The sequence below is a fragment of the Streptosporangium sp. NBC_01469 genome, assembly GCF_036227305.1.
In the GTDB taxonomy this organism is placed as follows: Bacteria; Actinomycetota; Actinomycetes; order Streptosporangiales; family Streptosporangiaceae; genus Streptosporangium.
The window spans coordinates 6,162,209-6,182,798 of sequence record NZ_CP109465.1 but is presented as its reverse complement, the minus strand read 5'-3'; the positions used below and the strand labels follow the sequence as shown (position 1 = coordinate 6,182,798).

The window sequence follows — 20,590 nt, the reverse complement described above, 5'->3', positions numbered from 1 at the left end:
TACGTCCACCTCCTGTGGGGGCCCACACCGTCCGCGCGGCCTCACGCTCGCGGGGACGCCCGGCACCTCGCCGCCGTCCCCACGGACCTCCCGCGTGGAGGAGTTCAGCGCAGGCTCGCGGCGAGCTCCTTCTTACTGATCTTGCCGACCGGGGTGCGGGGGAAGGCCTCGACCAGCTCGACGCGGTCGGGCCACTTGTATCCCGCCACGCCGCGCTCCTTGAGGAACCGCTTGATCTCCCTCAGGGTCGGCGCCTGGTCCCGCACGATCAGGAAGGCGCAGGTCCGCTCCCCCATCACCGGGTCCGGGGTGCCGACCACGGCGGCGTCGTGCACCGCCGGATGGGCCAGCAGGTGGTTCTCCAGCTCCTCTGCCGAGATCTTGTCACCGCCCCGGTTGATCTGGTCCTTGTCACGGCCCTCCACGACGAGGTGCCCGGAGGGGAGCACCCGTACCAGGTCTCCGGTCCGGTAGAAGCCGTCGGAGGTGAAGGAGCGCGCGTTGTGCTCCGGCGCGCGGTAGTAGCCGCGCAGGGTGTACGGGCCGCGGGTGAGCAGCTCGCCGACCTCGCCGGGGGTGACCTCGGCGCCGTCGGAGTCGACCACGAGGATCTCGTCGGCCGGGGACAGCGGTCTGCCCTGCGTGGTGTCGACCAGCTCGCGGGAATCGTCCAGCCGGGTGTAGTTGAGCAGCCCCTCGGCCATTCCCAGCACCTGCTGCACCGCGCAGCCCAGCACGCCGGGAACCTGCGCGGCCCGCTCGGCGGCGAACTTGGCCCCGCCCACCTGCAGCAGCTGGAGCGACGACAGGTCCTCCCCCGACCAGGACGCCGCCTCCAGCCAGAGCAGCGCGATGGGCGGCACCACCGCGCACACCGTCGCCCGCTCCCGCTCGATGAGGGGGAACGCCTCGTCGGGCGACCCGGAGGGCGCCAGGACGACGGTGCCACCCTTGGCGAACACCCCCAGCACGCCGGGGCAGGCAAGCGCGAAGTTGTGCGCGACCGGGAGCACCACGAGGTAGACGGTCTCGGAGGTGAAGCCGCAGACCTCGGCGCTGGCCTCCAGGTTGTAGACGTAGTCACGGTGGGTGCGCGGGATCAGCTTCGGAAGCCCGGTGGTGCCGCCGGAGAGCAGGAACACCCCCACGTCGGCCGGATCGGGCCGCTCGTACAACACGGCCTCGGTCCCGGCACCGAGGCCGGGAGCGAGGGAGAAACCGAGGTCGGGAGCGAGGCCAGGAGTAGGGGCAGGAGAGAAGTCGAGGTCAGGGGCGAGGTCGGGGGCGAGGGGGGAGCCGGGGGCGAGGTCAGGAGCGAGGTCGGCGAGGGCGAGGAACTCCTGGGCGTCCCCATCCACCACGACGTGCTCCACGGCCAGCGAGCGGGCCAGGTCGCGGTGGTCGAACCCGCCGTGCACGTCGGGGATGACATACGCCCTGGCCTCGCTCAGCTCGCACAGGTAGCCGATCTCGCTGCTGCGGTGCGCGGGCAGGGCGAGCACCGGGGCGGCGCCGATTCTGACCAGGGCGAGGAAGACGACGACGAAGGAGGTGGTGTTGGGCAGCTGCACCACGACGCGGTCACCGCGCCGGATGCCCAGCCGCGCGAAACCGGCGGCGGTGCGCTCGGCGCGGTGGTCCAGCTCGGCGTAGGTCAGCCACTCGTCCCCGGCCACGAGCGCGGTCCGCTCGGGGTCGCCACCGCTCAGCACGTCGCCGAGCAGCCGGTCGCTCCAGTAGCCCTCGGCCAGGTAACGCGCCGCGAACTCCTCGGGCCAGGGGGTGAATCCCTCCACGGGTCACCGCCCCGCGATCTGGGCCACCGCGCCCGCGACCGGCTCGGCCGGGTCGGCGCCGAGCGCGACGACGCGGTTGGCGCCGTCCACGTGGACGACCCTGGGCCGGTGCGCCCGCACCTCCGCGTCGTCGAAGTTCCCGTACGAGATGATGATGACCAGGTGCCCGGGATGGACCAGGTGGGCCGCCGCGCCGTTGACGCCGATGACCCCGCTGCCCGCCTCGCCGGTGATCGCGTAGGTGACCAGGCGGGCGCCGTTGTCGATGTCGACGACGTGGACCTGCTCGCCCTCGACGATGTCGGCGGCGGCCATCAGCTCGGCGTCGATCGTCAGGGAACCCACGTAGTGCAAATCCGCCTGGGTCACGGTGGCACGGTGGATTTTTCCATTCATAAGGACCCGCTGCACTGGTCTGTCCTCTTTCCTTAAGGTCAACTAAGGTTAGCCTCACCTTATCCACTCTGCCCGTCGAGGAGAACCCCGAAGATGTTGCGCCGTCTGGCCATGGACATCAGCCCGCTCCGGACCAGCAGGGCCTTCCGCGACGTGTTCGTGGCGCGCACCGTGTCGGTCTTCGGCATCGGCATGTTGATGGTCGCGGTGCCCGTGCAGGTCTACGCGATGACCGGATCGACCGTGCACGTCGGCGCGGTCTCCTCGGCGGAGGGCTTCGCGCTGCTCGCGGGGTTCCTGTGGGGCGGCGTGCTGGCCGACCGGCACGACCGGCGCCGGTTGATGCTGGTCGCGCGCACCGCGGCCGGTATCGGCTTCGCGCTGCTGACGCTGAACGCCTTCCTGCCCTCCCCCTCGCTGGCGGCGATCTACGTGCTCGCCGCCTGGGACGGGCTGGCGACCGGCGTCAGCGTCACCGCGCTGCTGGCCGCGACCCCCGCCCTCGTCCCCCCGGACAAGCTGGTCGCGGCGGGCGCGATCAACGCGCTGACCGTACGGCTCGGCTCGATGCTCTCCCCCGCGCTCGGCGGCCTGACCGTGTCGGCGTTCGGCGTCGGCTGGAACTACGCGGCCGCGGCCGTGGGAACGCTCGCCACCCTCGGCCTGCTGACGAGGCTGCCCGCGCTGGAACCGGCCTCCGAGGTCACGGAGAACCCGCTGAGGGCGATCGGCTCGGGGCTGCGGTTCGTGGCCTCGCACCGCGTGGTCGGCTCGCTCATGCTGCTCGGCCTGCTGTTCATGGTGGCGGGCGGCATCCCGGTGCTCATGCCCGCGTTCGCGACCCTGCAGCTGGGCGGCGGCCCGGCCACGATCGGCCTGCTCTACGCCGCGCCCGCCTGCGGCGCGGTGCTCGGCTCGGTCACCAGCGGCTGGGCCGGGCGGTCGCGGGCGCCGGGCAGGGCGCTGCTCGTCGCCTCGGTCTGCGGCTTCGCGCTCCTGGCCTGCCTCGGGCTGGCGACCCATCCCGCGCTCGCCGTCGCGATCCTCTTCGGGTACGGCCTCGTCGCGTCCGTCGAGGAGATCCTCCGCTACGGCCTCATCCAGGCGCACACCCCCGACGGCTATCTCGGCCGGGTGAACGCCCTGTGGGCCGCCCAGGAGACCGGCGGCGAGGCCGTCGGCGCGCTCGGCGCGGGCGCGCTCGGCCGCTACCTGGCACCCGGCACCGCGATCGTCGTGTACGGCGCGGCCAGCGCCGCCCTCGCCCTCGCTCTCGCCCTCACGCTCACCGGCCTGCGCGGCGCGACCCTGGAGGCCGAGCCCCAAGCCGCCGAGCCGCGCTGACCGGGGACGACACCGGGAGCGGCCGACCGGCCGCCGATGACAGCGCTCCCGACCCGAGGCGGTGGGACGGACCGGCGGGAAAAAGCCGACGCCGCCGGATCGTGCGGAGCGACGGCGGATGCCGCCGTATCCCATGCCGACGTACGACCGGCCACGGGACCCGGCCTTCGTCACGGGCCCGCGCCGCGACCGGAACGCCGTCACCGCCGGCCTTATCGCGCAAGAGAGTTTCGGTCCCGTCGAAAGCCAAACAAAAGCACTCAAACGGCAAATACATCAACGCGCCACCCCTGATCCACTCTGCCGCCACGCCCTTCTCCGATCAATGATCAAGAAAGGCACGTCGCAGAATCCGGGCCGGAACCGGATTTATCCCGTCGCCGACAAACAACATCGAATGGTTATGTTTCCGTGTCGAAACGACGTGTACTAGAACGCGGTCACGTGCGTCAAATTGGAGGTCACATCATATTCAGCAGGAGCAGATCATGTTGCGGTGCCCTACTGCGAGAATGGTCCAGCTTACGCTTGCCATGGTCCTGCTGGCGGGCTGCGGCGCCACCCCGGGGGCTTCACCGGATGACTCCAACGAAACCTCCACGTCAATAGAGGAGAATGAAGATCAAAACGGAGAGCGGAACGCGGGGAAGAACGGAGGACAGGACAAAGATCAAAACTCAGGACAGAACGGAGGGCGGAACGAGGGGAAGAACGAAGGGCGGAACGGGGGCGGCGGAAACGGGACCCAGGGGGAGAAGAAGAAGTACTACGAGGTCGGGGGGCCGACTCTGGACGGCTCGTACCCCGCGACATTCGGAGACTTCTCTCCGTCGACGTCCTTCCAGTGCCTGGCCGTGAGCAACAGGGAACACCCCCGGCCCGTACGTATAACCGGCGTGGCGATCAGTCAGCGGCCCTCCTCGCCGAAGGCCTTCTTTCTCGGCTCACCCTCGGACGGCTCGCCCTGCAGGGACGCGTCCACATCGAATGGCGGGAAGAGCCTGGGACCGTGCGCGGGCGCGGAGCTACCGTCCTCCACGGAAAAGGGGACGTACTGCGAGCTTTGGGTGGGATTGCGGCAGGTCGCATCCTTGGACTACTACGGCGCCGTCACCATGAACGTGGAGTCGGATTGTGTGGCCATCGAAGGAGGCGGCCCATTCTGCGAACGGCTCGACGCGTCCGTGAACCCCTCGGCCGAACATCCGGCCGCCTTCAGGAAACCATACGTCGCCAAGTTGCGGGTATGCCTCGCCAAGCCACATCCCGTTAGAGTCATTCCGGTGGATCCCAGCGTGACCTGCGACCAGCTCCGCAGCGACAGCGAAGGGGAGTCGTCCCCGGAGGATTCCTCTCCATCCGCCACCCCCGACCCCCCGGACTCGGAGCCCCCGACCGAGCCGGCGCTCTCCGAGACTCCGGAGCCGGAGACTCCGGCCTCGGAAGCCCCGCTCTCGGAGGCACCGACCGAGCCGCCCCCCTCACAGGACCCGCAACCGGACGAGTCGTGAGCCGTAAGCGGCGCGTCACCGTCATCAGCGGTGGTTCCCGGTACGTCCGGCGGAACCCTCCCGGAGAGGCCCCCGCGAGTGAGACCCCGCCGGACGGGCCGGCGTCCTGGGAACGCTTCAGCCAGGTCGCCCAGATCGCGGCGCCCACCACGCTCATCACCGCGCTCATGATCTACTACGGTTACGTGGCGACCCGGGCACGGTTCTGGTATTTCGGCATCGACCTGGAGGCCATGGACCTCACCGTGCAGGAGCTGATCCTCTACGGCACCGAGACCGTCTGGCTTCCCCTGGCCACCGTGCTCCTGCTGACCCTGACTTTCGTCGGCATCCACGTGCTGCACCTGCGGTTGACCGAGTCGGGAAGATGGCAGCGGCTGTTGCGGGCCGCCGGGGCCGTCATGCTGGTGGGCGGGACAGCACTGATCTTCCGCGCGGCGGTCGGGGTGGTCGTGCCCGAGGTGTCGCGGCAGGAGTCCGCCGGAGTCACTCCGCTCTCCCTCAGCATGGGTGCCCTGCTGGCGGCCTACGGCGGATACATCCTGGTCAGGAGCTGGAACCGGCCGCGCTGGGTGAACATTCTGGCGATCTTCGCCACTTCGGGGCTCATCATGGCGGGTGCGGTCTGGGCCACCAACAGTTTCGCCTGGGCCTTCGGCGTGAGCAGGGCGGTGACCATCGCGCAGCGGCTGGAAGAGTATCCCGAAGCGGTCATCGACACCGCCGAGCGGCTGGAGATCCTGGCGGGACCCGTGAAGATGCAGCGGCTTCCCGGCCCGAAGGAGCGGAAACTCAAGTATCGCTACCGTGGCATGCGACTGCTGACCGAAGCCGGTGGCCGGCTCTTCCTCGTTCCCGACCGCTGGACCTCGTCCTCCGGAACCCTCGTGCTTCCCTACAACGCGGACGTCAGAATCCAGTTCCTGCCCCCACCGTGAGCGCTCGACAGCGGCCTTCCCCACCGCGGAACAGCCGCGGAACAGCCCCCGGACGGCTTCCGGGGGACTTGGTGTGCCGCGAAGTGGCGGTGCGCGGCCTTCGGACCGGAGGCGCGCGGTCCGGGGCGACCGGCGCCGGTGACCGCGACCACCCCGGCGGGCACGTTCCGCCTGGGTGGTCGTGCGCCGCTAGCCGGGCTCCCCGGCGCCCAGGCGCTCGGTGAGCTCGTCCTCGGACATGCCCTCGACCATGAGCCAGATCTCGGCGACCGCCTCCAGCCTGCCGGGGGTCTCCTCCACCTCGGTGAACCGGTGGGCGACGCGCGACACGGTCCGCTCGGTGAACAGCGCCCGCAGCGGGAGCGAGGAGGCGTCGAGCGCCTCACGCAGCCGCGCGATGATGGTGGTGACCAGCACCGAGTCGCCGCCGAGCGCGAAGATGTCGTCGTGCGCGCCGACCCTCGGCACGCCGAGCACCTGGCCGACGACCCGGGCGAGCACCCGCTCCAGCGCCGTGTTCGGGGCGGTGTAGGGCGTGCCCGTCTCCCCGGCCGCCGCGGCGACGAGGGCGGCGAGCGCCTTGCGGTCCACCTTGTTGTTCGCGGTGAGCGGCAGCTCGGCCAGGGGCACCAGCAGGTCGGGGACCATGTGCGGGGGCAGCAGTTCCCGTACGTGGGCGAGCAGCTCCTCCGTCCCGGTCTCCTCCGCGCCCGCCTCCTCGGCGAGCACGACCGCGGCGGCCAGTCGCGAGTCGGCGAGCAGGCCGACGGCGCGGCGCACCCGGGGGTGATTCTCCAGCGCGGTCTCGACCTCACCGAGCTCGATCCGGAACCCGCGCACCTTCACCTGGTGGTCGCGCCGTCCCAGGAACTCCAGCGTGCCGTCGGGCCGGTAGCGGGCCATGTCCCCGGTCCGGTACCAGCGAGTGCCCTCGTGGACGACGAAACGGTCGGCGGTGCGCTCGGCGTCGCCGCTGTAGCCGTCCGCGACGCCCGCGCCGCCGATCCACAGCTCGCCCTGCGCCCAGTCGGGGCGGTCGCGCCCGGCCTCGTCCACGACCCGGCAGGCCACCCCGCGCAGCGGCACGCCGTACGGGACCGCCGTCCAGTCCGCGGGCACCTCGCCGTCGACCTCGATCACGGTCGAGTGGATGGCGGTCTCCGTCGTACCGCCGAGCGCGACGAACCGGGCCCCCGGCGAGCGTTCCCGCAGCAGCGCGGGCAGGTGCGTGCCGACCCAGTCGCCGCCGAGCAGGACCAGCCGCAGGCTGGGCGCGGGGCCGGTCCGCAGCAGCATCTCCAGCACCGACGGCACGCAGTTCAGCACGGTCACCGACCACCGTTCGACCAGCTCGGACCAGCGGGTCGCGTCGCGCCGGTCGTCCTCCAGGGGGATCGCCACTGCGCCGCCTCGGGACAGCAGGGCGAACAGGTCGAACACCGACAGGTCGAAGTCGAGGGCCGACACGGCGAGCGACACGTCCGCCTCGCCGATCGAGAACCGCTCGACCAGATCGCCGATCGTGTTCATCGCGGCCCGGTGCGAGACCTCGACGCCCTTGGGCTCCCCGGTGGAGCCCGAGGTGAACAGCACGTAGCCGACCTGGTCGGGCGGGACGGGCACCGGCCCGTCCAGCGGCGCGGGGTGCGTCACGGCCGAGGTGAGCGAGACCGCGACCCCGGCCGTCTTGAGGATCCTCTCCCGCCGGACGGCGGGCTGCCCCGCCCCGACGGGCACGTACGCGGCCCCGGCCGCCAGCACGCCGAGCACCGCCACGGCCTGGTCAGGCCCCTTGGGCAGCTCGACCGAGACCCGGTCTCCCGGCCGTACCTCCCGCTCCACGAGATGGGCGGCGACGCGCAGGGCGCGGTCGGCCAGCTCGCCGTACGTGAGCGTGCCACCGGCGCCACCAGTGCCGTCGGCGCTGTCAGTGCCGTCAATGCCGTCAATGCCGTCAATGCCGTCAATGCCGTCAGTGCCGTCGGCGTTCCCGGTGCCCCAGTGCAATGCCGGGAGGTCGGGGGTGCGCCGCGCCCGCGCGAAGAACTCCTCGTGCAGCGTCCGCGCGGGCGGCGGCGGCTGGGCGTTGAGCTCGTGCCGCAGGCGCAACCGGTGCGGCGAGGCGCCGATCCGCAGCGGCTCGCCCCAGTCGGCGTCCGGCGCGCCCAGGCGGGTGATCGCATCCGTGTAGGTGGCGAACATCGCGTCGGCGACGCCGTCGGGGAAGGCGGGATCGCGCACGTCCCAGTTCAGCAGCAGCCCGCCGGAGACCTCGGTGACCTGGGCGTCGAGGAGCACCTGCGGCCCCTGGGAGATGATCCACTCCGGCTCCCCGAAGCTGCGCCGCGCCCGGTCGCCGAACAGCTCGCCGAGGTTGAGGGCGCTGGTGTAGACGATCGGCGCGAGCACCTGCTCGCCCCGCGACCGCGACAGGTCCCGCAGCACCTCCAGGCCGGAGTAGTCGCTGTGCTCACCGGCCGTGTGCAGCAGTGCCTGCAGCTCGCGGGCGCGTTCGGTGAACGGCAGCTCCCGCGACAGGTCGGCCTCCAGCAGGATGGAGCCGGTGAAGTCGCCGACCAGGGCGTCCACGTCGGGGTGGATCGGCTCGCGGTGGAACAGCGGCAGGTTCAGCAGGAAGCGCGGGGTCGCCGACCAGGCACCCATCACCTCGGCGAAGACGGCGGCGAGCGCCATCGCGGGGGTGACGCCCTCGCGGTGGGCGCGGGCGATCAGCCGCTGCCTGTCCTCGGGGGCGAGCCAGTGGTGCTTGCGGACGACCCGGTCGCCCGGCTGCGGCACGACCGGCAGCTCGGGCGGCCCGGACAGCTCGCCGAGCCGCTCGCCCCACCAGCGCCGGTCGCGGGCGCGGGCCTCGGCGCGCGGGTCGGCAGCGAGATAGCGCGCGTAGTCGTAGCCGATCGGCGGCAGGCTCTCGCCCTCGTACAGCGCCGCGAGGTCGGCCAGCAGCGTGCGGTAGCTCATCGCGTCGGCGGCGACCATGTCGACGTCCAGGTGCAGCCGCGCCGCGCCGGACGGCAGCAGGCTCAGCCGCGCGTCGAAGACGCGGCCCGTCTCGATGGGGAGCCGCTGGGTGGACATCTCGGCGCGCAGCCGTTCCAGCTCCTCGCCGGGATCCGGCACCTCGCGCAGGTCGTGCACCGTGACGGCGGGTCCTGGCCGCTCCGGCAGGATGCGCTGGGTCCCGTCGTCGGAGATCGCGACCCGCAGCATCGGATGCCGCTCGACGAGCGCCACGACGGCCGCCTCCAGCCGGGCGGGGTCGATCTCGCGGCCGTCGAGTTCCACGTAGAGGTGCGCGGCGACGGAGCCGAGCGACTGGCCGGAGTCTCGGCCGATCCAGTAGGCGTGCTGCATGAGCGCGAGGGGGAACGACCCGTCCGGCTCCGCGGATCCCCGCTCCGTACCGAGGTCGGCGCCGGGGATGGAGGCGCTGTCGAGGTCGACACCGGCGCTGAGCACGGAGCCGGGATCGGAATCGGGCGCGGAGCCGAGCACGGACCTGGAAGCAAAGCCAGAAGCAGAGTCAGAGCCGAGACCTGGGCTCCGCGCCGGGTGCGGCGCGATGGCACCGCGCTCGGCGAGCAGTTCCCACCACTCGGCCAGCGTGGGCCGCCGCGCGAGTTCGGCGAAGCCGATCTCGACGCCGAGGCGGCGCAGCCGGCCGGTCAGTCCCATCAGCTGGATCGAGTCCATGCCCAGCTCGATGAGGTTGTCGTGCGCCTCTACCTGCTCTCCAAGCAGTTCTGTCAGCGAACGGTGCAGTTCTTCCCTGGTCAGCACAGAGCTCCCCTTAAGTCAGGTAAGGCTAACCTAATTTAGGAGCGTTCAGGCGTCAACGCGCGTCTCATGACAACTCCCGCGATCCCGGGCGCACGCCCCCACTACCCCTCGGCCGGACAGGACGGCCGGCACACCGTCACCTCGAAACGCGCGGCCTCTCACGCCCGCCCTCTCATCCCCTCGGTCGACAGCAGCCAGACCAGGTAGACGCCACCGAGCACCCCGGTCACCACGCCGACCGGCACCGCGACCGGCAGGTACAGCGTCACCAGGTCGCTGAACACGAGCAGCGCCGCGCCCATCAGCGCGGCCGGCACGAGCTGCGTACCGGGCCTGCGGGTGAGCCCGCGCGCCAGCTGCGGCGCGGCCAGCGCGACGAACGGGACAGGCCCCACCGCCGCGGTCGCCACCGCCACCAGCCCCACCCCGATCACCACGAGCGCGGCCCTCGTCCGCTGGACCGGCACGCCAAGCGCCTGGGCCGCGTCGTCCCCGAGCTCGCCCATGCGCAGCCGGCCGCCGAAGGCCAGCGCGACCGGTACGAGCACGGCCATGGCCAGGGCCAGCGGCCACGCGTGCTGCCAGCCCCTGCCGTTCAGGCTGCCGGTGAGCCAGAACGCCGCCTCGTACGCCTCGCGCAACTCGGCGCGGGTGACGAGATAGGCGTTGAACGCCTCGAGCATCGCGGCCGCGGCGACCCCGACCAGGACCAGCCGGTAGCCGTGCACCCCGCCCCGGTAGGCGACCAGGTAGACGGCGAGCGCGGTCAGCACCGCGCCGAGGACGGAACTGGCCGCGATGGCGGCGGTGCCGCCGCCGATGACCAGGATCTGCAGCAGCGCGCCGGTGGCCGACCCCGTGGTGAACCCGATGATGTCGGGGCTGCCCAGCGGGTTGCGCGTGATGCTCTGGAAGATCGCCCCGCTCAGGCCGAGTGCCGCACCGGCGAGCAGGCCGGTGATCGCCCTGGGCAGGCGCAACGTGAGCACGATGAACTCCGTGGCCCGGTCCCCCTGCCCGGTCAGCGCCCCCACCACCTCGGCGGCGGAGATGGGGAAGTCACCGCTGCCGACCACGGACACGGCCGCCCCCAGGGTGGCGGCCACCAGTACGGCGCACACCGCGACGACGCGCGGCTCCCATCGCAGGGACATCGTCCCGACGCGCAGGACACGACTCGTGCTCACAGCTGGGGAACCCTTCCACGACGGACCATCAGTGCCAGGAGGGGGGCGCCCAGGAACGCGGTGACGATGCCCGTCTCCAGCTCGCCGGGCGCCGCGACCACGCGTCCGGCGACGTCGGCGGCGAGCATCAGCACCGGCGCCAGCAGCAGCGAGTACGGCAGCACCCAGCGCTGGTCGGGACCGACCAGCGCCCGGACCACGAAGGGCACCGCCAGCCCGACGAACGCGATCGGCCCCACCGCCGCCGTGGCGGCGCCGCACAGCACCACGACCGCCAGCGCCCCCAGCGCGCGGGTCCGGCCCGGCCGGGCGCCCAGCGCCCGCCCGGTGTCCTCCCCCAGGGCCAGGGCGTTGAGCGGGCGCGCCAGGCAGAGCGCCAGCACCACCCCCACCAGCAGGAACGGGCCGATCTGGACGAAGACCGCGAGGTCGCGCCCGGACAGCGAGCCCACCTGCCAGAAGCGGAAGCTGTTGAAACTGCGCGGGCTGAACAGCATCATCCCCGCCGTCAGGGAGCTGAACACCGCGTTGATCCCGGCCCCGGCCAGGACCAGCCGCGCGGGTGTGGCGCCGGACCGGCCGCGCGACCCGATCAGGTAGACCAGCAGCGCGGCTCCGGCGGCCCCGAGGAACGCCGCCCACACGTAGACGAGGACGTCGTCCACCCGGAACAGGCCGATCACCGTCACGACCGCCATCGCGGCGCCGCCGTTGACGCCGAGCAGGCCGGGTTCGGCCAGGGGGTTGCGGGTCAGCGCCTGCATGAGCGCGCCCGCCAGTCCGAGCGCCGCCCCGACGGCCACCCCCAGCAGCGTGCGCGGCAGCCGCAACTCCTGGATGATCAGCGCGTTCTCCGAGCCGTCCGGGGAGAACACTCCGGAGAGGGCCTGGCCGAGCGGGATCTGCTTGGCACCGATCACGATGCTGGCCAGCACGGCGAGCAGCAGCAGGCCGCCGAGCAGGCACAGACCGGCCAGCCGTTTGGGGAGATACGCGCTCTTTACGGGAGGAGGCACGCGCTTCAAGTTAGCCTAACCTAACCGGGGCGGCGACGGACGGCCCGGACGACGCACGCGAATCCCCTCGCGGGGCCTCTCCGGCCCGGGACGCGCGGTCGCGTCCGGCCCGCGACGGTCCACGGGAAGGGCACCGCGGCACCAAGAAACCATCAGACACGCGCACCGGAATCCGTACGCGACCCGCAGGTTCCGTACCGTGCACGAAGGCGGCCACGCCGGATCGGGCGGCGGCGACACCCGTATCCAGAACGCACCAATGCGGTACGGCCTTATCCGGAATTTTCCGAATTTTCCGGAAATGGAAGCATGTGTCTCTTCACGTGCCTCCATTGCGCGAAGCACGACAATGGAGATGGTGAAAATGACACGTCCGCCGGTCCCGCCCTTCACCCTTGATACCGCCGTCCAGAAGGTCCGGCTGGCGGAGGACGGCTGGAACACCCGCGATCCGGAAACGGTGGCCCAGGCCTACACCCCTGACTCCCACTGGAGGAACCGCGCGGAGTTCGTCGACGGGCGGGACGCGATCATCGCGTTTCTCCGACGCAAGTGGACCAGGGAGCTGGACTACCGGCTCATCAAGGAACTGTGGGCATTCGAAGGAAACCGCATCGCCGTACGTTTCGCCTACGAGTGCCACGACGACTCCGGCAACTGGTTCCGCTCCTACGGCAACGAGAACTGGGAGTTCGACGAGCGGGGACTGATGCGCACGAGGCACGCGTCCATCAACGACCTTCCGATCCGGGAGGCGGACCGCAGGTATCACTGGCCCCTGGGGCGCCGCCCGGACGATCATCCGGGACTGGGCGACCTGGGCTTCTAGGGAACGCTCGCGGGGCCGCGGGCAGGATCCGCGGCCGTGCCCCGCGAGCTCCACGTCATGATCACCCCCGCCGAGATCACCGGCCGCCGCAACCGGCACGCCCCGGCCCGTACGACCCGGCGACACGAAGGACCTTGGTCCCTACCTGCGAGGTCACGAGGGGACTAGCGTTCGAGACATGATTCGCGTGTTCCTGGTCGACGATCACGAAGTGGTACGGCGGGGCGTGGCCGCGCTGCTGGAGTCCGAGGGCGACATCGAGGTGATCGGCGAGGCGGGGACCGCGGAGTCGGCGGTGGCCCGCATCCCGGCTCTGCGGCCGGACGTCGCCGTCCTGGACGTACGCCTGCCCGACGGCAGCGGGGTGGACGTGTGCCGGGAGGTCCGCTCCAGGGTGCCGGATCTGGCCTGCCTGATGCTCACCTCCTTCGCCGACGACGACGCCCTGTTCAACGCGGTGATGGCGGGCGCGTCCGGCTACGTGCTCAAGCAGATCCACGGCTCGGACCTGGTCGGCGCCGTGCGTACGGTGGCGGGCGGCCAGTCGCTGCTGGACCCGCAGACGACCTCGGCCATGCTGACACGGCTGCGCGAACAGGCCGCCCGCAAGGACCCCCTGGAGGCGCTGACGGACCAGGAGCGGCACATCCTGGAGCTGATCGGCGAGGGCCTGACCAACCGGCAGATCGGCGAGCGGATGCATCTGGCCGAGAAGACCGTCAAGAACTACGTCTCCAACATGCTGTCCAAGCTCAGCATGGAGCGCCGCACCCAGGCGGCGGCCCTGTCGGCGCGGTTGAAGGCCCGTCGCGGAGACTGAGGCACCCCAACGCCCTTTCGTACAGCAACGCCTCACATGATGTACTCCGGCTCCACCCGACTCGGGGTACATCGGAGTCTCCACGAAACCAGTGAGCATCGGCGCGGTTCATTCTGCCTGGGCGTCGCACCGCCGGTGCCCGTCAGAGCGGAACGAGCTCGGTTCACTTCAAGGTGTACTTACACGTGTTCTCGCCGCCGTCATTGGTGGCGACCTCCTTGCCGTCGACGAGAATGCGACACCTGCCCGGTTTGAGCATGCGGTTGGAGTCACGGACCGCGCCGGGGATGATGGAGACCGGGTAGCCGATCTTCTGTTCGGCCTTGGTGAGTTCGACTGTCACGGTCTTCTTCCAAGGGAGGGTGACATCCGACTCGCTGCCGTTGGTGTCGGCGAAATACGCGATCGGCTGGTAGATCCTGCCCTTGCCGTTCACCTCCAGGGTGACCTCGTAAGTCTTCATCTGGGGCGCGGAGGATCGCGTGGGCGACTGACTCGACGCGGAAGTCGCGGCGGGGGGTGACGCGGACGCGGTCTCATCAGTGCCACCACAGGCGGCAACGGTCAGAGCGACCACTGCGAGCAGCCCGACAACTCGTCCGTTCATCATCAACAAGGACATGACGGCCAAGATTATCGGTATCCATGAGCGGTCTTGCCCGGTCCGGTGCCCCGCGGGATCACCCGGCGCCCTGCGAACCGTCCTCCCCCTGGGCGAGCGGGACGCTCCACACCAGCCGGGTGCCGCCCCGCTCCGGTGCCTCGGCGGTGAGGAACCCGCCGAGGTCCTCGGCCCGCTCCTGGAGGTTGCGCAGCCCGCTGCGCCTGCCGCCGGCGGGAAGGCCGGCGCCGTCGTCCGTCACGACGAGGACGAGCCGCTCCTCGCCGAGTTCCACCGACACCTCCACCCTGGAGGCCCTGGCATGCCGCACCACGTTGGACAGCGCCTCGCGCAGCACCGCCGGCAGGTGCTCGGCGATCACCGGCGGAACCCCGCTGTCCAGCCGTCCCTCCATGGTCAGGCCCGGCATGAAGCCGAGGTGACCGCGCGCTCCCTCCACCAGGGCCACGATCTGGGCGCGCAGACCGTCGTCGCCGTCGCCGGGAGTCTGCAGGGCGAAGATGGTCGAGCGGATCTGCCGGATGGTGCCGTCCAGCTCGTCGATCGCGTTGCGCAGCCGCTCGGAGGCCTCGGGCCGCTCGACGAGCCGTACCGTGCTCATCAGCGTCATGGCCACCGCGAACAGCCGCTGGATCACCACGTCGTGCAGGTCCTTGGCGATCCGGTCGCGGTCTTCCAGCAGGCCCAGCCGCTCGGCGTCCATCCGCCCCTCCGCCAGCTCGAGGGCGATCGCGGCCTGCCCGGCGAAGGAGTGCAGGGTGCGCAGCTCCGCCTGGTTGAACGGGACGCGGCCCTGGCGCTTGCCCAGTGACAGCACGCCCCGCACGCCCCCCGCCGCACCGATCGGCACCGCCGCCACCGGACCGAGCGAGGCGTACTCGGCGATCACGATCGGGATCTCGGTCTCGGCCGCGTCGGTGACCATGAGCGGCTCGCCGCCGGTGAACGCCAGGCCCGCCAGGGACCCGGCGACCGGGGCCCTCGCGTCGGCCACCCGCTCGTGATTCGTACCGTCGGCGACGACCGCCCGCAGGACCCGCCCGGTCTCGTCCGGCAGCAGGACCACCGCGATGTCGGCCCCGGCCATCTGCCGCGCCCGCCGCGCGATCAGCGTGAGCACCCGGTCGGGTTCGGCGCCCGACAGCAGGTTGGTGGTGACCTCCGCCGAAGCCTTCAGCCACATCTCCCTGCGGCGCGTCTCCTCGTACAGGCGGGCGTTCTCGATCGCGACGCCGGCCGCGGTGGCCAGCGCGGTCACGATCGCCTCGTCCTCCTCGTCGAACTCCCCTCCCCCACGCTTCTCGGTGAGGTAAAGGTTTCCGAACACCTCCTCGCGCACCCGGACCGGCACCCCCAGGAACGACCCCATCGGCGGGTGCCCCGGCGGGAAGCCGTAGGAGGCCGGATGATCGGTGATATGGGCCAGCCGCAGCGTCTGCGGTTCCTTGATCAGCAGACCGAGCAGACCGAGCCCGTGCGGCCAGTGCTCGATCTTGGCGATCTCCTCCTCGCTCAGCCCCACCGGGACGAACTGGACGAGCGTACTGTGATCCCCGGCCACGCCCAGCGCGCCGTAGGTGGCGTCGACAAGGGTGGTGGCGGTCTCCACGATCCGGCGCAGCATGGTCCCCAGATCCAGGTCGCTGCCCACCGCGACCACCGCGTCCAGCAGCGCGTGCACCCGGTCGCGGGTGGCCAGCACCGCTTCCAGGCGCTCCCGCAGTTCCTCCAGCAGCTCGTCCAGCCTCATGTTCGGGATCAACGGCCCCGACTCACCCTTTGCCATGCTTCCGAGTCTGCCACCGGCGTGCGCGCCCCCCACCTTCCGGTGGTGCTCAGCGTGTGGCCGCCCGCGCCGCGGCCCACAGTCGGGCCGCCGCCATCGCGTTCGCCAGGGCCGTCCGGGACGCCCCAGCCGAACCCGTCCGCCGGCGCGGTCCGCCATCCGGCGCCGGTGGCCAGGCCGGCGAGGGTGTCCTGCGCGGCGGCCGAAACCCAGCCCGCGACCTCGTACCGGGTACCGCTCGGCGGGCGGGAGCCGGCGAAGTCGGTGTCCTGGAAGCCGAACACGCTGCGGCAACCCGGATAGAAGGCCGCGAAGGCGGGATCGCCGTGCCCGATCGCCGTCACCTGCGGCAGCCGGTCTCCCGGCAGGCCCGGCCGCCACGGCTCAAGGGGCACGGCCCGGCCGAGCCTGTCCCCCTCCTCCGGGAGGGGGACCCACGGGAGTCAGAGATCGGGGATCAGGGGGAAGAGGTCACCCGGCTCTCGACTCGCGCGAGACGCCGAGATGCGCTGGAACCGCCGGACTCTCCGGGATCACCACCTCACGCCATGTCGGGCCGGGCGGCGTCTCCCCGCGCGGGGAGACCCCCACGGTTTCGAGCGCCCTGCGATAGGCGTTCATCTGCTCCTCCGGCGACCCTGCCCGGCCCCAGAGGTCGCCGATCTCGCGCCAGAGCCTGGCGGACTCCCGGTCGACGAAGGAGGCCACGGAGGTGACCGGGTCGGCGAGCAGCTCCTGCGCCCTCACCAGTGCCGGGCCGCCGTCTTTGGAGCGTGCCAGAGCGAGTTCGGCCAGAACCACGTACGCCATCGCCGGCACCGTCCCGCGCACCCCGGCGAGCAGGCCGAGAGCCTGTTCGGCCAGATCGGTGGCGGCGCCCGCGTCGCCGGAGCGCAGCCGCACGCGGGAGAGCACGACCAGGCCACGGGCGTGCTCGATCGTCCCGGGTGACAGCCGCGAGAGAATCCCGGCCGCCGAGGCGGCGAACTCGACCGCCCGGCCGAGGTCGGCGTCCTCGGGACGCACGGTGGCGACCCATGCCCAGCGCATCGCGCTCCGGACGTAACGGATCGCCATCCGCGCGGGCCGACCGGCCGCGACGGCGTCCGCCGCGAGCCGCGCGGCGAGCGCGGAGTCCTCCTCCGCCGCGGCCGTACCGGCCCGCCACAGGCTGAGAACCTCCTGCTCGCGGTCGACGGCGTCGGGCAGGGAGGTGGCGGACAGCACGCGCTCGACGTACGCGAGGTCGATCTCCGTCTCGGCGAGCACCGCGGCGAGGTCGAGGGCGAGCTCACCCTGGTCGAGCCCGAGCCGGTCGGCCTGGGCCAGGGCCTCCCTCCCGAGATCCCGGGCGCGCAGCGTGTCACCGGCACGGTGGTAGCAGCGGCAGAGCGCCACGGCGAGTGGCAGGTCGGCGAGGCGCTCGGGATGCGCCGCGGCCTCGTGGCGAAGCCGCTCGTAGGCCTCGACCGCCCGTGCCGTGTCCCCCTGGGCCTCCAGCGCGCGAGCCTGGCCGTACCGCGCCTGCGCGGCGAGCACGGCGTTGTCGTCACTCGCGGCCTCGGCCGTGTCGGCGAAGAGTCCGGCCGCGACGACCGGGTCCCCGTGGCACAGTTCGAGCTCCGCCTGACGCAGGGCCAGCCCGGTGTCGACGCGCTGGTGCGGCTCGATCCCGTGGAGCAGGAACTCCATGCCACACCCGAGCCGCTCGGCGAGCAGGCGTGTGACGACCGGTGTGGGGGTCCGTTTTCCGGACTCGATGAGCGAAACATAACTGTCAGACAGGTCTGGCCCGGCCAACTGCGCCTGGGACATGTGCCTGTTCAACCGCAATCCACGGATGCGGTCACCGATGGTTGCTTGACCGGCCATCACCAGAGCCGTTCCGTCGGCGGCACGATGAGATCCACGTCCCACTCCTTACGCACGGTTTACTGTCAATTACAGTAGATCGTACTGCCCTTCCCGCCCAGCGGGGCCGTGGCGGCTGACCGTTTCACACGGGTTTCGCGGCGAGTGCCACCGGGGGGCGGAGCGCGCACCACGCGGCCAGGGCCGTGCGCAGGCCGGCGTCGAGGGAGACGGGGTTCCCGTCGTCGGTGGCCCAGGCGATGTATCCGTCCGGGCGGATCAGCAGAACGGGGAGGTCGGCGCTCGCGGGAACGGCGTGAACCACCCGTCCGTGCGGCGGACCCGCCGTGTCGCCCGCGGCCACCGGGGCGACCGTGGAGGCCGGGGCGCCCTCGGGGGCCAGGAGCACGAAGCGCCCGTCCCGCAGCGCCTCGTACAGCCTCCTCGGCTCCCCGGTCAGGCGGATGTCCGGCACCCTCCGGCCGGCCAGCCGATGCGTTCCCGGGAGGGCGGGATAGGAGACGCCCAGGCCGGACACGGTCTCGGCCAGCCAGCGGTTGAGGGGGCGGATCCGCTTCGCGGCGGCCGGCACCACGGTGCGGGCGGCCCGCAGCCGCCGGTTGGAGCCCATGGCGACGCTGAACAGGGTGCCGCTGATCCGCATGACCTTCCTGCCGATCGGATACCGCTCGGCGTGGTAGGTGTCGAGCAGACCGTCCGGCGCCCAGCCCTGGGCCGCGGCGGCGAGCTTCCAGCCGAGGTTGGCCGCGTCCTGCAGGCCGGCGTTCATGCCCTGCCCGCCCTCCGGCGAGTGCACGTGCGCGGCGTCACCGGCCAGGAACACCCGGCCGACACGGTAGCGGAGAACCTGCCGCTCGTCGCTGCGTACCCTCGACAGCCAGCGGGCGTCGTACATGCCGAAGTCGCTGCCCATGACGCGCCGGGTGGCGTCGCTCACCTCCTGAAGGTTGATCCGCGCGGTGTCGGGAAGCTGCCGCCGCCGGTCCCAGGCGATGATCCGGTACCAGCCGTCGCCGTAGGAGGAGACGAAGGAGAAGCCCGCCTCGTTGGCGACGAGGGCCAGCTCCCGCTCCGGCCTCTCGTCCAGGCGGACGTCGGCCAGCATGACCGACTGCACGGCGCAGCGCCCGGAGAACGGGACGCCCAGCAGGTCCCTCACGGCGCTGCGCACGCCGTCGGCACCCACGACGAACCGCGCGCGCCAGGTGCGCGTCACGCCGCCGGCGCGTACGTCGACATCCACCCCCTCCCCGTCCTGGCGCAGTCCGGCCGCCTCGGCACCGCGCACGATCTCCACCCCGAGCCGGGTGGCGCGCTCACCGAGCACGCGCTCGACGTTGTGCTGCGGGGTGCACAACAGGAACGGGAACCGCGACGGCAGCTGGGACAGGCCGAGGTCCAGGCCGTTGAACAGCCGCATCGTCTCGACGATCACGCCGGTCTCGATCAGCTCGTCGGCAACGCCCCGGGCGTCGAGTTGCTCCAGCGAACGGGCGTGCACGGCGAAGGCCCGGGTGAGCTTCGAACCCTGGCTGTCCCGCTCCACGATCGTGCAGGCGACGCCTCTCGCGGCGAGGTCCCCCGCGATCAGCAGACCCGCCGGACCGGCACCAACAACCAGCACATCCGTGTCGAACGGCACCATCAGCGTCTCCAATCCCACGCGAGGCGGCTCCGTGGCGCGACCACCGGGAGAAGACCAACGCCGATCTACCCCCGCCTTCCCTCCGCGATGAGATCCGGCCTCCCGGGTCTGACAGGTCGCCGCTCCAGCGCTACCGTCCTTCGCCGCCATCCCGTCCGGCCGACACCGTACGCCGGGCACATCGGCCACCGGCGGCCATCTCATGCTACGACCAGGCTTTTCACGGCCGGTCGGCGGCCGTCCCTCCCACCCTCGGCATGATCGGCACGGCGTCCGCGCCCGGTCCGGGATCAAGGCGGAGGCGGCCTCGGCTCGGCGGTCCGGCCACCGCGGCAGGCCGACCTTCGTCGCCCGCAGGTGGCGGTAGCCGGACGGCCGACCGTCGCCTTCCAGGGCCTCGACCCCGTCCAGGGGCCGCGGCCGGCGCGCGCCGGCGCCTGGCGACCCGCTCGACCACCTCGGGCACGGACAGCGCCGACCGCCCCGGCAACGACTGCCGCGCCAGGGTCGCCCGGTTGAGCGCACGCCGGGTCAGGACCTCAGGCTCGGGTGAGAATCACCACCGGGATGTCGCGTGCCGTCTTGCGCTGGTAGCCGGCGTACTCACCGTGGATCCCCACCATCTGCTCCCACAGGGCGGGCTTCTCCCCCGTGGTCGCGGTCCGCGCGACGGCGGTGAACACCTCGGCCTGCACCTGTACCTCGACCCGCGGCAGGGCCAGCACGTTGTGGTACCACAGCGGGTGGTCGTCGGCCCCGCCGTTGGAGGCGACGACCACGTAGGAGTCGCCGTCGCGGCCGTAGATGAGCGGGGTCCGCCGCCTCAGCCCGGACCTGCGGCCGACGGTGGTCAGCAGCAGGGTGGGCCTCCCGTAGTAGAGGTGACCCTCCGCGCCGTTCGACTCGACGTACTTGCGGAGGTGCTTGGAGACCCAGTCGGTGGGGGAATCGGTGATCTCGTCGCTCATGCCGCTCACGCTATCGGCCCCCGCTGACACTCCTTGATCCGCTCCTCCGGTCGCACGCC

At 71.7% G+C, this 20,590-nt stretch carries 16 protein-coding genes; 5 read left to right on the top strand and 11 right to left on the bottom strand.

The genetic code is table 11. The annotated features are described in order from the left end of the window. Positions 1–104 precede the first annotated feature (104 nt). Positions 105–1,796 carry a (2,3-dihydroxybenzoyl)adenylate synthase gene (locus tag OG587_RS27165; protein ID WP_329080068.1) on the bottom strand — a complete coding sequence of 564 codons (1,692 nt, stop codon included), beginning with the start codon at positions 1,794–1,796 and terminating at the stop codon, positions 105–107. Positions 1,797–1,799: 3 nt separating this feature from the next. Then, on the bottom strand, positions 1,800–2,207 hold the full coding sequence (gene panD, locus OG587_RS27160) for an aspartate 1-decarboxylase (protein WP_329080066.1): 408 nt from the start codon (positions 2,205–2,207) through the stop codon (positions 1,800–1,802). A 78-nt stretch (positions 2,208–2,285) separates the two neighbouring features. On the opposite strand from panD, the gene entS reads away from it, so the two are divergent. The 3 genes from entS (at position 2,286) to OG587_RS27145 (ending at position 5,985) form a co-directional block, all read left to right on the top strand. After that, positions 2,286–3,536 carry an enterobactin transporter EntS gene (gene entS / locus OG587_RS27155; protein WP_329080064.1) on the top strand — a complete coding sequence of 417 codons (1,251 nt, stop codon included), beginning with the start codon at positions 2,286–2,288 and terminating at the stop codon, positions 3,534–3,536. A gap of 512 nt (positions 3,537–4,048) precedes the next feature. Beyond that, positions 4,049–5,047 (top strand): hypothetical protein, encoded by a 999-nt coding sequence (locus OG587_RS27150; RefSeq protein ID WP_329080062.1) that lies wholly within the window; start codon positions 4,049–4,051, stop codon positions 5,045–5,047. Further along, positions 5,044–5,985: a hypothetical protein gene (locus tag OG587_RS27145; RefSeq protein WP_329080060.1), complete on the top strand. Its 942-nt coding sequence runs from the start codon at positions 5,044–5,046 to the stop codon at positions 5,983–5,985. Before OG587_RS27150 ends, OG587_RS27145 begins: the two co-directional genes overlap by 4 nt. Before the next feature lie 189 nt (positions 5,986–6,174). Here the strand turns inward: OG587_RS27145 and OG587_RS27140 are convergent, their stop codons facing one another. The 3 genes from OG587_RS27140 to OG587_RS27130 form a co-directional block, all read right to left on the bottom strand. After that, positions 6,175–9,786, bottom strand: a complete 3,612-nt coding sequence (locus tag OG587_RS27140; RefSeq protein WP_329080058.1) for a non-ribosomal peptide synthetase — start codon at positions 9,784–9,786, stop codon at positions 6,175–6,177. Positions 9,787–9,944: 158 nt separating this feature from the next. Continuing rightward, positions 9,945–10,973, bottom strand: a complete 1,029-nt coding sequence (locus OG587_RS27135) for a FecCD family ABC transporter permease (RefSeq protein ID WP_329080055.1) — start codon at positions 10,971–10,973, stop codon at positions 9,945–9,947. Beyond that, positions 10,970–11,989 (bottom strand): FecCD family ABC transporter permease, encoded by a 1,020-nt coding sequence (locus OG587_RS27130; protein ID WP_329080053.1) that lies wholly within the window; start codon positions 11,987–11,989, stop codon positions 10,970–10,972. Before OG587_RS27130 ends, OG587_RS27135 begins: the two co-directional genes overlap by 4 nt. A 364-nt stretch (positions 11,990–12,353) precedes the next feature. On the opposite strand from OG587_RS27130, the gene OG587_RS27125 reads away from it, so the two are divergent. After that, positions 12,354–12,818, top strand: coding sequence for a nuclear transport factor 2 family protein (locus OG587_RS27125; protein WP_329080051.1), 465 nt, complete (start codon positions 12,354–12,356; stop codon positions 12,816–12,818). Positions 12,819–12,996: 178 nt separating this feature from the next. Next, positions 12,997–13,638: a response regulator transcription factor gene (locus tag OG587_RS27120; protein ID WP_329080049.1), complete on the top strand. Its 642-nt coding sequence runs from the start codon at positions 12,997–12,999 to the stop codon at positions 13,636–13,638. A gap of 163 nt (positions 13,639–13,801) precedes the next feature. Here OG587_RS27120 and OG587_RS27115 read toward each other — a convergent pair whose 3' ends face one another. The 6 genes from OG587_RS27115 to OG587_RS27090 form a co-directional block, all read right to left on the bottom strand. Further along, a complete protein-coding gene (locus OG587_RS27115) occupies positions 13,802–14,101 on the bottom strand; it encodes a hypothetical protein (RefSeq protein ID WP_329080047.1) in 300 nt (99 codons plus the stop codon). A 217-nt stretch (positions 14,102–14,318) separates the two neighbouring features. Continuing rightward, positions 14,319–16,046, bottom strand: a complete 1,728-nt coding sequence (locus tag OG587_RS27110; protein WP_329080045.1) for a sensor histidine kinase — start codon at positions 16,044–16,046, stop codon at positions 14,319–14,321. After that, positions 16,019–16,441: a hypothetical protein gene (locus OG587_RS27105; protein ID WP_329080043.1), complete on the bottom strand. Its 423-nt coding sequence runs from the start codon at positions 16,439–16,441 to the stop codon at positions 16,019–16,021. The genes OG587_RS27110 and OG587_RS27105 overlap by 28 nt, the downstream gene beginning before the upstream one ends. Positions 16,442–16,517: 76 nt before the next feature. Further along, positions 16,518–17,918, bottom strand: a complete 1,401-nt coding sequence (locus OG587_RS27100; protein WP_329080042.1) for a helix-turn-helix domain-containing protein — start codon at positions 17,916–17,918, stop codon at positions 16,518–16,520. Between the two features lie 124 nt (positions 17,919–18,042). Continuing rightward, complete coding sequence (locus OG587_RS27095; RefSeq protein ID WP_329080040.1) at positions 18,043–19,581, bottom strand: FAD-dependent monooxygenase; 1,539 nt, start codon at positions 19,579–19,581, stop codon at positions 18,043–18,045. Between the two features lie 521 nt (positions 19,582–20,102). Further along, positions 20,103–20,531, bottom strand: coding sequence for a nitroreductase family deazaflavin-dependent oxidoreductase (locus tag OG587_RS27090; RefSeq protein WP_329080038.1), 429 nt, complete (start codon positions 20,529–20,531; stop codon positions 20,103–20,105). Between the last annotated feature and the right edge of the window lie 59 nt (positions 20,532–20,590).